Genomic DNA, 13,064 nt, shown 5'->3' on the forward strand with positions numbered 1-13,064 from the left:
GTATTTATTTTAACATGTTAAGTGAAAAATTCAATTGAGTAATCACCACGAATCACTGGAAGGCTTTCTTCGTAAACGGCATAGTGTAAGTAAGCTGGTTGTGCATTTAATCTTTACGACAAAATACCGCTGCAAGCTGTTTGACGGGCAGATTATCGCTCAGTTACGTGATGCTTTTGGTTCGGCTGCGGCAAAGTTGGAGTGCGAAATTATCGAGATGGATGGTGAACAAGATCACGTCCATCTGCTGATAGCGTATCCGCTAAAACTGGGGGTCAGCGTGATGGTAAATAATTTAAAGTCGGTATCGTCGCGGCTTCTCCGTCAGCAGAATACCCACTTGCGGATGCAGAGCAAAACCGGGCTGCTGTGGTCTCGTTCTTACTTTGCCTGTAGCGCCGGTGGTGCCACGATAGAAACGCTTAAAGCATACGTGCTCAGACAGAATACGCCGGAGTAGCCTGCCCTAAAGCCCTTCGGGCTTTTCGCCTTATATCCCCGCCCGCATTGGGCGAGGGTTTACAGCGGATCTTGCTAAGGCTCTCTATTAACTTACCATTCATAAAATGAATATTTAAAAAAGTTATCAATCGTGTTTTTCATCATAAGCCCTGACATAAAATTCCCCTGATGATGAGAAGTGTTTTTTTATTTCTTGTAAGCTAGGAAGTATGTTGGATGTTTTCCAAGAATCAATGAATTGTACATATGGTTTTTTATCATATTCACAGATAACCACAGCGTTGAAATCATGTCTACATTCGCCAATTATTGGAGCTATGTAGTTCTCTGCGCTAATGATAAAAGAACTTTCCCTCTTAATGTCATAACGGTTTAATATTTCTTTTTCCACCTCATCGATGGAATTTAAACAATATGATTGGTTAAGCTCATGACCAAAAATGATTTTATCAACAATGGCGCTGTCTAATCCCACTGTAGGAGAGGCAGTGTTCTTCGAACTTAATATATCCTGTCGGTGATGTATGTTATAATGTAAACACGCTGATAATAAAACGCAGTTCCCAGAGTAATGGACGTATGTATTATTTACATATCTAGCCATTTGTTTTAAATTATCTCGACTCAAATTTTGTGGATACAAAATTCTCTCTTTTGATTCAATACAAAGCGCATCTTTAATTCTCTTGACTTCATTTGAATCATTATTATTGATATTTTTTGAATTTATACGTGATATTATATCTTGGGATGACGCACTACCAGAAACTCTCATAGTTACACTACCTCAATAAAATGCATATTACAAAACATTAAATATAATATTTTTCAAAAAACGCTCTTGCTTATGTAATTTTCACCATTACAGTGCGGACATATCAATATGCATGAGCGTTATTCCTTTACGGTGCCGGAATTCGTCAGTAAGGGGGGAGCCTTCAATGAAAATTTGTAATTTATTGATTAATAAATTAATGAGCATTTAAAATAGCTGTTTAACGGCGTTTACTGTTCCGTTGCTCCCCAAACCCATACTTACTCTGTCATCAAACGATAAAACGGTTCCTCACGTAAAGCCTGTCTCTGCATTTCACCACCATCACGCCCACTTCGTAGTTCATTACGATAACTGAGATATTTCCAATTTTCAGGATGAACGTCTGACTCAGGACACTGTCCTGAAATAACCCCATTTTCGGATAGTCTGGATTCCAGACACTCTATAAATTGCCGTGTCTTGTGGAGAAACGACGCACTGTACTGCGAATTTTCCTGGTCTGGTTTTATATACAACGTGAACTGAGCGCCCAGGCTAACACGGGCTTGTTGAACGACCTTCTCCATATCGGTCACTTTCCACTTATCTACCGGACTGTCCTCTGAAAACAGCAATCCGGACAGCGCTTGAAATGCTTGTGGCACCATATCCCTGAGCACACTGATGTGGAACTTGTCACCGGCAAATTTGCCCTGAGACTGAGGTGATTCTCGACGAGCATGGATGAAAACATCGTAACCATGGTTATTCAGCTGAAAACCTTGGCTCATAGCAAAGAAACCACTCTGGCGCATCCCTGAATAGTCAGGCACATCCAGCGCCTCTTTAAAGTGGGATACCGGCATCTTCCGCATTTGGTTGTGCAAGGAGTTGAAATTATTTTTCAGGTGCTTATTTGTAGATGGTATTTCCGCCCCATCATAAGCAGCTACAATATTCAAAGGAGGGATGTTTAGATTTAGATTAGGCCTATTTATGGGCATGGGAAATCTCCTTTGCGATATGGATATATCGCCATATTATTAGATATAAATTCTCAGTTTTTTTTAATAAAACGATTAGTTATCCAGAAAACCTCATTTTTTATCAGGCGAAAAAATGATATTTCGGTCCGTTCCGAGCAGAAAGTTAAAGAAGGGTAATGGCAAAAGTTTAGATGCACTACTTTGCGGGCCTAGGGTGACGGAAAAATCTGGGGTTCCGGAGTATAACCCCTTATAGAGCTAGGCCGCTCATACCACTTCTGGAATAGATTCTTAGTATCTATGAGTTGAGTACCCTCATGTTTATTATTCTTTTTATCCTGTTTGTGTCAGCAGTTGCATCATCACTTAATCTCAGCTTACTAAGCTGGCTTGCAAAGTCTTGGGATCCACAATTTACAATGCTTTCGATTTTGAGTTTAGTATTTGGAGGGAAAAGCATCTCTGCCTCTCCCTTAAAATGTGCAACATCTCCGAGTATTCTACCTTTATGTCCTTTTTCTAGGTATATGTTGAGAATAGTGTCATTTATCCATGCCTTATCTGGCGATGTACTCATAAAAGCTTTATCTATTATTATATTACCTATAGTAGTGTATTCCTTCAGCACATCCGATAATGCAGGCTTATCAAGCTTCAGGCCCCGGTATACGACTCTGTGATCTGTTTCGGGAAGTGAACTTAATCCCTCCGCAATATCATTTATATAAACTGACATGGCATTTTTAAACTCCTCATCACTGGGTTCATTTGTGGAAAGATAGTCTCTGGAGAGCAGAGTTTCTTTTGCCTGTGTTTCAGGATAATCATCCCCACGTAAATATTTATTAATCACACTGTACCCTTGAGCTGAATAGTACCTCAGAGCTTGAATCTGCTTTGATTCCTCTACAATCGCCCATTTTGATTTTGGTCGAGATGAATTACCTCCCATCATCGGAGGAGGCGGTGGCGGTGGCGGTGGCATCATATTGTTGACAGGAGCTCTTCTATAACCGTCGCCTTCATAGGCCAGCGTCCGAGCAGCGCAAAGCTGTGTCAGTATCGGATTTTCGTCATACTCCAGCAGCAGACGGGAAACCAGCGTATCGGCTTCACCCAGTTCATCAGGAAAGTGGTGGAACATCAGGACTTGGCGGCACAGGCGATGGAGGCGGATCTCAAAGCCGTAGTTATACAGGGAGAAGGGATCCTGGCGGGCGAGCCAGCTGTTCTGAGCAGTGAATGCAGGCGGTACCTGTGGATCTACACCACGTTCGCCGTAGTCAAACACTAGGGTGAACAGCCACTGTACCGCGGGTGTGGCGCTAGTCCAGAGGTACAGATCGGCGGCGGGGGTCGCGTTGCCATACTGTACCTTGCTGAGATAGCGCATGGCGCTGCGATCGCGTCCGGCCTCGTTCCCATTGAGGTCCACATTGTCACCGTTCTCCGCCAAGTAGGAGTAATAGATATGCTCGCCGGCAGGGGTCACCGACTCCTCAACCAGCCATTGCGCCGTATGAGAGGCGGCCTGCGGATCGCTGAGGCGTGCTGCGGCGGTTTTCCCCAGCAGGTGCAGGATGCCGTTACTGTCATGCAGTAACCAGAAATCATCGCCGTTGCTGTTGCCCACCCAGTACTCCAGGCGATAAAAACTGCTCTCCGTGCGGGGCTGATAGCGGGTCACCGTGTAGCTTTGCGGGAACGATACGTCACCGTACGCGAAGCAGGTGACGGGATTGGGGGCATCACCGGTGCTGAGCGTTTGAACCAGCACTTCTCCGTCCGGCCCCAGAAACTCATCGCTGTCGTTATACTGCGGCACGCCATGGCTGGTGCGGCGGGCAATGCTCATTGTCGCGCAGGACCAGCCCACGCCGAAGGGGCCATTGCCGCCACCGCTGCTGTAGTGCAGCGCCAGCGCAGGCGCAAAGCCGCGTTCGGCGCTGATGGGCAGAGGCAGCGTTATACTGGCTAGGCCGTCAGGGCCTGACTGACTCAGCGCCTTGCCCCCTTTTGGCAGGAAAGGGGGAGTGATCAGCGCTAAAGTGGCAGATGAAAAACCATTTAGTATCAACATACACTATCTCCTGAAACTGGCCGTCTGACGATGGCCAGGTATATTTTCTGCTTACAGCGTCTGCTCTACGGCCTGTTCAAAAGTGCTGCCGCCGTACAGCGCGGTAGAATGCACCTGAACAATGACGTCGCTCAGATTCTGCAGAATGGTCTGCTGCTCACTACTCTGGTAGCGCGGGAAGCTAAACTGCCGGCTGGCACGCAGAGTACCCGCAATCAACTGTTCCACCTGGGGGAACGGTAATCGCTAACTGTCGGGCAAAGGTATTCAGTGCTTCAAATGGCGTATAGTCGGCGGTTTTCAGCCCCAGATTGGTCTGGTAAAAAGAGGTCAGGTCAGTGGCGGTACTGTTGTCCGGCTCGGTCGGCAGTGTCTGCTGCTCTGGTGACAGCCGGCTGGCGAGCTCCATGGCATAGTTACTGTTATCGCCGGTCAGCGAGTTGCTCAGGAACCACGGCCAGTCAATGCTGCTCTCGCTGATAATATCTTCCAGCGACACATCGGTATTCAGCAGAGATAACTCCACCTGGTCGTGTGGAAAATGATACGGCAGCAGGGTCGGTATTTGCTGGTTAATGGCATCATTAACCACCATCAGGGTGGCCAGGTCCGGCCGACGCTCTGCCTGTCCCTGAATACCGCCGACAGCGGAACTGCTCAGGTTCGTGCCATTGTCCGGTGTCTGCTGCAAGGTCCCCCGAACTCTGCGGGTCAATTGATTTTCTCGGAACATGCAGCGGATATACTGCGCCTGGCCCATCGCCAGGTCCCAGGCTTTACCTCCGCGGGAGCCCGGCCATGACATATTGGCGTTAATAAACTGTTTACGGGTCTGACGGACAATATCAAACACGGAATAATAATTATATTTTGCAAAATTCCCTGCCGGGGCCCGGATGGCGGTTTCGACCTGTGAAAGTGCCGGACTGGTGGTCTGATTCATATTCATAAATAATGATGACTCCTGAAAATAAACAGAATGAAATCCTGAAGACTGATAATGTCTGCAGGGGAATTATTTTGTATTGCCAGAAAATGAGTGGCTTATATTGAGTTTATTTATGTGCTATTTTTCTGCTGTGCGGAATCGCGGTTCCCGGTGTGCAAAGATGGCACAACAAATTAACTCAGGAATAAACAACGTTCAGCGCTCCGGCGTCGGGTCAGGCCGGGAACAACCTGACCGCTGGCGTGGTCCCATTTCAGGAATTCATTCGCTGCGCCGTCATAGTCACCGTTATTCAGTTTCTTCAGTAAAGTGGCGTGAGCCAGCGCGTTAATGCCCATGTTTTAGGTAATCCACCAGAGCATCAAACTGATTCTGTGTCAGATTGACGGCGACCAGCCGGTTTACTCCATGCTCCGCGGTGAACTACCGCTATGGAGGATGGGGATTGCTGACAATCTGAATCTGGCAAATGCCGTGAATACAGGTGTTGCGGCCCTTACGCTGCATAAGGTCAGAAGGTGGACTGTTTCAGTTCCTGCTGTATCAGTTTTATAGCTTTACGATAATCTGGTGTCTCCCGTTTCTTGGTCGGGTAATACAAGGAGGTACAGAGCGCTACGCCTTTGATGTGCAGTGCGTGATCTGTTGATAATCCCAGAGCCCGACAGACTCTGACGGGGATGAGTAACATCGCCAGCCCTTGTTGTAACCGGTACAGTGAACTGAACAAATCGACGTTATCAAAACTGAATGCAGGGTTGGTAATACCTAGTGTCTGTTCAAAAAAATGGTATATGGTGTCCAGATTAAAATTTTTAGCCCCCTCATGAAAAAGTACAGGTGTTCCGGCCAGCCTGTTGATATCAGGTTTGCCGCAGAGAAAGAATTTTTTAGGAATAAATAACATGACCCCACCCTCCACTGATGTCCGGCAGACAAGCGATTCCCGATGAAAATAATTTCTGGCAGAAATAACAATGCAGTTGTTTGTCTGACACAGTTCTTCTATTATTTGGCTGTTAACGGCTCTCCCCATTATATTTGTTTTTTGGCCGGAAATGGTCAGTGCTGAAATGATCAGATTTTTTAAACTTTCCGGATAAATTTCGTCAAATATTATTTCTAGTTGTTTCGTTTTACCCGTAGGTCCGATTTCCTGCTCCAGTGCATGTAAGAAAATATAATGGGATTTTACTTTTCGATAAATAGTTTGTGCAAATTCGGTTGGGATAAGAGTGCCATTCTTCCGTATAAAGAGTCTTTGTTTCAGCTCTCTTTCCAGGCCTGAAATAACCCTGCTCAGCGGGGTTCGGGTGATATACAGTACTGATGTTGCGATACTGAAGGAACCTGTTTCCATCAGTGTTATGAAAATTTTTAATTTTTTATTAATCAAGAAATCCATAATATCTCCTTTTTTTTCAGAATAATCCTGAAAAAATGTTTTGATGTGCAAAAACAGGATGGCGGTGACCTTTTTTTGCACAGACTGATTAGTTCTTACTAATCATGGTGTTACTGGATAGGATTATGGGCGATAGATTTTATGCATACCCTGACTTTATTTCTGAGTGGATTTAATTGACCTGTTATGATGTATAGCTGGATAACAACGATGTATACCCATGATCAATGAAGATGCTTGGTTTCAAAAATAATCAGGATCATGCTGATGGCTATGAATGTTGAGTTGACCGCAGAACAAAAAATCGCTCTTGAAGCATTACAACGAAAAAGTCGCGATCCCATAAATGAACAGAACCGATGTACGACCGGGCCGGAATTAAACGGGAGGCGTTATTAGGCCTGGCGCACTACAGGACAGAATGCAGAGCCTTTTTATAGGTTCAGTCGAACGAAAACTCACGCCAGGCGAGAAAGGTTGTCTGAAAAATCGATTAGTGTGCACTAAATAGCTTCGCAAAATAGTAGATCACTGAAAGAGAACTCAGCCCGGATTGTGCGATCTGATCAATCGCCAAACATCACAAATCACCAACCGGACTGAGCGATGCCGATCATAGCAGCAATTCCTGATGAAGAACGACAACTGATGCGCAAAGAGGCCCAACAAACCCACGATAAAAACCATGCGCGACGGCTTATCGCCATGCTGATGCTGCATCAGGGAATGACCGTCACTGACGTTGCCAGATTACTCTGTGCCGCCCGTTCATCCGTTGGTCGATGGATAAACTGGTTTACTTTACATGGTGTTGAAGGACTAAAAAGCCTCAGACCCGGACGTGCTCCACGCTGGCCGGTCGCTGATATCCTTCAGCTCTTGCCACTATTGGTACAGCGTTCCCCGAAGGATTTTGGCTGGCTGCGCTCACGCTGGAGCACGGAGCTTCTGGCACTCGTCATCAACCGACTTTTTGATGTGACGCTGCACCGCTCCACCCTGCACCGATATCTGAGGCAGGCAGATATGGTCTGGCGCGGGGCAGCGCCAACGCTGAAAATCAAAGATCCGCACTATGAAGAAAAACGGCTTGTCATTGATCAGGCGCTGGCTCAGGAGCAGACTGCACATCCTGTGTTTTATCAGGATGAAGTCGACATCGACCTGAACCCAAAAATTGGCGCTGACTGGATGCCCAAAGGGCAACAGAAACGCATCGCCACGCCGGGACAGAACCAGAAGCATTATCTGGCAGGCGCACTGCATTCAGGTACGGGACGGGTTCACTACGTCAGTGGCAGCAGCAAGAGTTCTGATTTATTTATCAGTCTGTTAGAAACGTTACGCCGTACATACAGGCGGGCGAAAACCATCACACTGGTGGCGGATAACTACATCATCCATAAAAGCCGCAAAGTGGAACGCTGGCTGGAAGAAAACCCGAAGTTCCGGTTGCTGTTCCTGCCGATGTATTCGCCGTGGCTGAATCCGATAGAGCGACTGTGGTTGTCGTTACACGAAACCATAACGAGAAATCATCAGTGTCGGTACATGTGGCAGTTACTGAAACAGGTAGCACAATTTATGAATGCCGCTTCACTGTTTCCCGGCAATCAACAGGGTCTGGCTAAAGTGGAGCGGTAATATGCGAAGCTATTTGTAGCGGCTCGCAATCGAAATCCCCCCGACTCGCAATCAGCGCCAATTTTGGCTCACATTAACTGCAAATGAAAAACGCCACCGGCTCACATTAGGTGATAATGGGCTCGCATTTATCCTGCCCGGCTCGCAATCCATTCCACCGGGCTCACAATAACTGCAAATCAACATCGTCATATTGGCAGACCGACCGCCAGCATTCTGTCGCGTAGTTCGGCCGTGCGGGCAGGGTCTAACTGATTATTAAATAATGCCCTGATTTCAGCTGGTTTTGCATCGAACTGCTCCACCATATCCTTCAGCCGGTAACCATGTCGCGTGAGCGTCGGCTCCAGGTCATCCAGCTGACGTGACAGCACGGATTCAACCAGAGTGGCAGTAATCGGTTTTTCGCCCGTCTGGTATCCTGCTTCCATCGCCAGCGTCAGGTGCAACTGGACCTGCAGCGGTGTTCGCAGTTTCATCGCCAGCAGGTCAACGGCTTCGGTCGTTAGAATATCTTCCGGCTTACCCTTACCGGTGCTGGTCTTCAGCAGCCACTGGATATATTCACGCTGACTGCCGGTGATCCCGTCCAGTGTAAAAATATCGGTACGATAGCCAATTTCCTCCATCGTCGGACGACGCAGGTCATTACGCAGTTTTGGGTGACCGGCCAGAACGACGGACAGCCTACCACCGCCGTCTTCAACCACTTCCATCAGCCGTTTGAGCCCCGTTAGTGTATTACCGTTCAGGTCATGGGCTTCATCAACAAACAGCGCCACCGGGCGTTTGCCTTTTTTGACCAGTTCCTGCAGCTCACGCTCGCGGCGTTCACCTTGTTTGTGGATCTGCACCTGTTTATCCTGTGCCAGGTCATAAAACAGGGCATTAATCAGCGTGGCGAGCCGGACACTCTGTTTGTCCACCGACAGGGAGCGGGCGACAATGATTTTATTTTCATCCAGCAGTTGCTGCTGCAGGCGTCGCAGAGTGACGGTTTTACCGCTTCCCACCACGCCACAGACCGCTATCAGTCGTCCTTCGCGTATCGCACCCTTAATGTCTTTCATCAGCTGCTTATGGTGGGCAGTTTCATAATACCCGGCCTGTTCAATAGACTGCGTCAGTCCATAATGCTCCATCACTTCAACCCGCATGGTCCTCTCCTGATTGTCTGCTACGAAAATAGTCTCTGATGCGGGCGAGTACTTCACTACGGTTAAGCGTCTCAGTCAGAATACTGTCGATAAACGCCCGGTCTTCATCCGACATTCTGGCCAGCGGTATGGCCAGATCGTCGGCAATTGCCAGTTTTGCCGCAATAACGGTGGGAAAGTGGTATTCAAATTTTCGGGTATCAAAGGGCTGATGTGGCAACGCATCAATGCGCTGCTGAGTGTCATCACTGACCACGCGGAGATCGCTGCCGGACAATGCGCTGATGGGGATGTTCAGCTGCCTGGCCAGAGCATGGATACGATCGGCCCGTTCAGCCGCTTTACCGCGTCTGAACGTCCGGTAACGGTGCAGCGGCACAGGCCCCGACACCGGATAATAAGGCCCCCATGTTTCACCGGTAAACTCCACATACATCTCTTCGTCAAACAGCCCCCACAGCAGAATGACGGTTTCACCCGCCATATCCGGTTCAACTTCCCATGCGGTGCCGTCTATCGTTATCCGCGCATCAACACCCACCTTGCGGGATTCCGGCTCCCGGGCGAACCGACAGTATTGTTCCCAGCTGCACATATCCCTCACACCTTCCTGGCCGATATTTGCCAGCCAGTCCTCCAGTCGGGAGTGTTTCTCGCTGCGGTGACGCTGCGCGTTATAACGGCTCAGATAGTTCCAGAGCCATTCGTTGGCCTGCAGCTCCGTTTCCGGTTTATGGAAATGGTACAGAGTTTCATGTGCCTCCTTGACGGTCCGGAAAGGACGTTCAACTTTACCTTTGGACCGTGCCGTCGTCCGGGTGCCGTCCTTGCCTGCCGGCGTATGCGTCAGCCAGTCAACCTTCAGGGACTGCATCACATTCTGGAATACATGGTTTTTGGCCACCGGTCCATTATCGAGGTACAGCAATTTCGGGCGGCCCTGAAAAGGAAAATCAGACCTGGTTTTTGGGGCCATGGCGTTAAAGAGAAAACGCAGCGCAGATTCCGCATCCTCACCGTACACACACCGGTATTCCTGGTATGCGACACCGCTCCGGTCATCCACTACGCTGAACAGCATCAGCGTGGGTTCGCCCCGGGCAGGATCTACCCAGTCAGGCCGCTCAATATGTTTGAGATCGGATGGCGACATATCAAACTGCCAACAGTCATTGCTGTTTTCAGCCTGAAATCTTACCGCCGGAGGCTCCCGTAACAGGCGGGGCTGGTCGAGACGCCAGCGGGAAAGCCAGCGATTGACGGTCTGCTTACGAAGTAAGCCTTTGGGACTTTTAATCAATCCCTGGACCGTCTCCACGCCATGCTCTTCCAGCAGCTGTATTGCCCGTCCGGTCGACAGATGGCGGCCGGATTTATTTGTGGTTCGTAATTTCAGTGCAGCAATCAGTTCGCAGTAATGCTCCAGCTCGGACGGTGGCAGTATCCGGGGTTGACCATGATCACTGCGGTGGGCCGTTCGCGGTTTCAAAACAAGGTGAAGAGCGCGATAAACCGTCGTGACTGAAATACCATACAGCTGGGCGGTAGCGGCAATCTGATTGGCACGTTCAGGGCTTTTTGGCGGCAGGCGATCGAGCCGTTGCCGTAGTTGCAACAGGGAGTCAGACGGAATCGCGCTACGCCGGCTGCTCATAATTTTCCAGCGCCCGGTAGACTGACGCCCTCCCAATCCCGAGCTGGCGGGCGATGGCTGTGGCTCCCATCTTCTCAATGGTATACAGACGATATACCTCAGCAGGATCTATGGACGGTTTCCTTCCCCGGTATACGCCCCTGGCTTTCGCCGCGGCAATGCCTTCCATCTGGCGTTCACGTCTCAGATTGGTTTCAAACTCAGCGAAAACACCCAGCATATCGAGGAAGGCTTTGCCTGCAGCTGAACGCGTGTCCACTGGCTGTTCTGTTGCCCTGAGCGTTACGCCCTGTTGATTCAGGGCATACACAATGTCCTGCAGGTCCTTAATGCTGCGGGCCAGGCGATCCACGCGTGTCACCATCAACGTATCACCAGGGCGCAGGAACTCCAGCAGCAGCTGCAACTCGCTCCTTCCGGTCCGGCCGCTTCCGCTGGCTTTTTCTGCACGAATAATTTCACAACCAGCAGCGCGGAGAATTTGTGTCTGCAGAGTAAGATCCTGATCGCTGGTTGAAACGCGGGCATAGCCGTAAAGTGCCATAATGGTGAAAACTGTCTCGTTTAACTCTAGATGATGAAAACGTAACACCGGAATGGGATAAAAACAACCCAAATGAGACAGAAAAACTGTCTCACCAGACTGTGCGTTTTGGGTGTACTCAAAAAATACATTTTCATTCCAGAGAAAATTTAATGAGCTCTTAATGTAATGCGAGGCTGACTGTATTCGGACTCGGACTGCTTCAGTTATACTTCGAAAAACTCAACCTTACCGCCAGTAAGGTGATACATACTGCCAACGATTTTAATTTTCTTCTCATCTTCCAGTTGTTTCAGCACCGGGCTGTTTTTGCGGATGTTTTCGATAGTCAGCTCGACATTTTTTCGTGCCACCGCATCGACAAAATCATAATTGCTACCTTTACGCTCACCGCTATACTCCGTTTTTGCAATCGCGGGTTTAATTTCATCCAGCAGCCCCGTCAGGTTACCCAGTTCAGCATTATCAATAGCACAGCGTACTGCGCCACAGCGGGTGTGTCCTATAACCAGCACTACTTTCGCGCCGGCAACTGCACAGGCAAACTCCATGCTGCCCAGCATATCGCGATTACTGATATTACCCGCTACGCGGGAATTAAACGTCTCACCGATCCCCGCATCCAGCACAATTTCCGCCGGCGCACGTGAGTCAATGCAGCTAAGGATCACCGCAGCAGGATACTGACCCGCAATACTGTTGCGCTTCTGTGCCAGGTAATCATGTTTAGCCGGGCGATTTTCCCGGAAGCGCAGGTTACCCTGTTTAAAATGTTCAATGACTGCATCTGGAGTCATACCGTCACGTTCCTCTTTGCTCAGTGATGCGGCGAAAGAGATAGTTGGTACCGATAAGGCCGCCAGCCCGGTGACAGACAAAGCAGATACTGCAAGAGTTTGTTTCAGTATTGCACGTCGTGAAGGTTGTGCTGGTTGGTTTTGTTCCATTATTTGCTCCTATTTACTGAGTTAACTCCAATTGCTGCGATTATACGTAGGTAAACGTTAATCAAACCAAAACGACAATTTTTAACCAGTATGAATAAATATCTGAGACCAGTCGAACTGGAAAATAGAATGCTGGCAGTCGGTTTGCCGATATGACGAAGTTGACTTGCAGTTATTGTGAGCCCGGTGGAATGGATTGCGAGCCGGGCAGGATAAATGCGAGCCCATTGTCACTTAATGTGAGCCGGTGGCATTTTTCATTTGCAGTTAATGTGAGCCGAAATTTGCGCTGATTGCGAGTCGGGGGGATTTCGATTGCGAGCCGCTACAACTAGGAACTCTGTGTGTTCCGAACTTCATAAGTCTGGAGCGTTCATCTCATTCTTTGAGTGTCCGTTTGGTAATTCCGGTTGTCGCGTCACAGTTATGATACGGAGAAATCAGGTGTGGCTCTCAGTCTGGTCTGGCTTGAACGTGGC

At 48.6% G+C, this 13,064-nt stretch carries 12 protein-coding genes and 1 pseudogene; 2 read left to right on the plus strand and 11 right to left on the minus strand.

The window, feature by feature from the left end; translation table 11 throughout:
- The first annotated feature begins 34 nt into the window (after positions 1–34).
- Positions 35–460, plus strand: coding sequence for an IS200/IS605 family transposase (gene tnpA / locus N7E69_RS23885; RefSeq protein ID WP_000064919.1), 426 nt, complete (start codon positions 35–37; stop codon positions 458–460).
- A gap of 126 nt (positions 461–586) precedes the next feature.
- Here tnpA and spvD read toward each other — a convergent pair whose 3' ends face one another.
- From spvD to spvR, 7 genes and pseudogenes are all read right to left on the minus strand, one after another.
- Complete coding sequence (gene spvD, locus N7E69_RS23890; RefSeq protein WP_001575489.1) at positions 587–1,237, minus strand: SPI-2 type III secretion system effector cysteine hydrolase SpvD; 651 nt, start codon at positions 1,235–1,237, stop codon at positions 587–589.
- A 260-nt stretch (positions 1,238–1,497) separates the two neighbouring features.
- Positions 1,498–2,223 carry a type III secretion system effector phosphothreonine lyase SpvC gene (gene spvC, locus N7E69_RS23895; protein WP_001122242.1) on the minus strand — a complete coding sequence of 242 codons (726 nt, stop codon included), beginning with the start codon at positions 2,221–2,223 and terminating at the stop codon, positions 1,498–1,500.
- A 280-nt stretch (positions 2,224–2,503) separates the two neighbouring features.
- The gene (gene spvB / locus N7E69_RS23900) at positions 2,504–4,285 is read right to left on the minus strand and encodes an SPI-2 type III secretion system effector NAD(+)--protein-arginine ADP-ribosyltransferase SpvB (RefSeq protein WP_001675599.1); all 1,782 of its coding nucleotides are present in this window, start codon (positions 4,283–4,285) and stop codon (positions 2,504–2,506) included.
- A gap of 51 nt (positions 4,286–4,336) precedes the next feature.
- Complete coding sequence (locus N7E69_RS23905) at positions 4,337–4,504, minus strand: hypothetical protein (protein WP_001526987.1); 168 nt, start codon at positions 4,502–4,504, stop codon at positions 4,337–4,339.
- Positions 4,467–5,234, minus strand: coding sequence for a virulence protein SpvA (gene spvA / locus N7E69_RS23910; protein WP_001575487.1), 768 nt, complete (start codon positions 5,232–5,234; stop codon positions 4,467–4,469). The genes N7E69_RS23905 and spvA overlap by 38 nt, the downstream gene beginning before the upstream one ends.
- 173 nt (positions 5,235–5,407) lie before the next feature.
- Positions 5,408–5,648, minus strand: a pseudogene (locus N7E69_RS23915) (lysozyme); the annotation flags it as partial.
- 97 nt (positions 5,649–5,745) lie between these two features.
- Entirely contained in the window at positions 5,746–6,639 is an 894-nt protein-coding gene (gene spvR / locus N7E69_RS23920) for a virulence genes transcriptional activator SpvR (protein ID WP_000346692.1), read from the minus strand.
- Positions 6,640–7,245: 606 nt separating this feature from the next.
- On the opposite strand from spvR, the gene N7E69_RS23925 reads away from it, so the two are divergent.
- Entirely contained in the window at positions 7,246–8,283 is a 1,038-nt protein-coding gene (locus tag N7E69_RS23925) for an IS630 family transposase (RefSeq protein WP_001121398.1), read from the plus strand.
- Positions 8,284–8,471: 188 nt separating this feature from the next.
- Here N7E69_RS23925 and N7E69_RS23930 read toward each other — a convergent pair whose 3' ends face one another.
- The 4 genes from N7E69_RS23930 to N7E69_RS23945 all read right to left on the minus strand — a co-directional run bounded on the left by N7E69_RS23930 (position 8,472) and on the right by N7E69_RS23945 (position 12,585).
- Complete coding sequence (locus tag N7E69_RS23930; protein ID WP_001576625.1) at positions 8,472–9,497, minus strand: ExeA family protein; 1,026 nt, start codon at positions 9,495–9,497, stop codon at positions 8,472–8,474.
- Complete coding sequence (locus N7E69_RS23935; RefSeq protein ID WP_000098783.1) at positions 9,430–11,094, minus strand: IS481 family transposase; 1,665 nt, start codon at positions 11,092–11,094, stop codon at positions 9,430–9,432. Before N7E69_RS23935 ends, N7E69_RS23930 begins: the two co-directional genes overlap by 68 nt.
- The gene (locus N7E69_RS23940; RefSeq protein ID WP_001240330.1) at positions 11,078–11,638 is read right to left on the minus strand and encodes a recombinase family protein; all 561 of its coding nucleotides are present in this window, start codon (positions 11,636–11,638) and stop codon (positions 11,078–11,080) included. The genes N7E69_RS23935 and N7E69_RS23940 overlap by 17 nt, the downstream gene beginning before the upstream one ends.
- A gap of 206 nt (positions 11,639–11,844) precedes the next feature.
- Positions 11,845–12,585 carry a carbonic anhydrase gene (locus tag N7E69_RS23945; RefSeq protein WP_001541566.1) on the minus strand — a complete coding sequence of 247 codons (741 nt, stop codon included), beginning with the start codon at positions 12,583–12,585 and terminating at the stop codon, positions 11,845–11,847.
- Positions 12,586–13,064: the final 479 nt, after the last annotated feature.

It is taken from the genome of Salmonella sp. 3C, assembly GCF_025426275.1.
In the GTDB taxonomy this organism is placed as follows: Bacteria; Pseudomonadota; Gammaproteobacteria; order Enterobacterales; family Enterobacteriaceae; genus Salmonella; species Salmonella enterica.

Excerpts from the sequence above, each read along its gene's own strand:
- spvA (WP_001575487.1), bottom strand. The coding sequence starts at position 5,234 with ATGAATATGAATCAGACCACCAGTCCGGCACTTTCACAGGTCGAAACC.
- spvC (WP_001122242.1), bottom strand. The coding sequence starts at position 2,223 with ATGCCCATAAATAGGCCTAATCTAAATCTAAACATCCCTCCTTTGAAT.
- N7E69_RS23925 (WP_001121398.1), top strand. The coding sequence starts at position 7,246 with ATGCCGATCATAGCAGCAATTCCTGATGAAGAACGACAACTGATGCGC.
- spvB (WP_001675599.1), bottom strand. The coding sequence starts at position 4,285 with ATGTTGATACTAAATGGTTTTTCATCTGCCACTTTAGCGCTGATCACT.
- N7E69_RS23935 (WP_000098783.1), bottom strand. The coding sequence starts at position 11,094 with ATGAGCAGCCGGCGTAGCGCGATTCCGTCTGACTCCCTGTTGCAACTA.
- N7E69_RS23945 (WP_001541566.1), bottom strand. The coding sequence starts at position 12,585 with ATGGAACAAAACCAACCAGCACAACCTTCACGACGTGCAATACTGAAA.
- spvD (WP_001575489.1), bottom strand. The coding sequence starts at position 1,237 with ATGAGAGTTTCTGGTAGTGCGTCATCCCAAGATATAATATCACGTATA.
- N7E69_RS23940 (WP_001240330.1), bottom strand. The coding sequence starts at position 11,638 with ATGGCACTTTACGGCTATGCCCGCGTTTCAACCAGCGATCAGGATCTT.
- spvR (WP_000346692.1), bottom strand. The coding sequence starts at position 6,639 with ATGGATTTCTTGATTAATAAAAAATTAAAAATTTTCATAACACTGATG.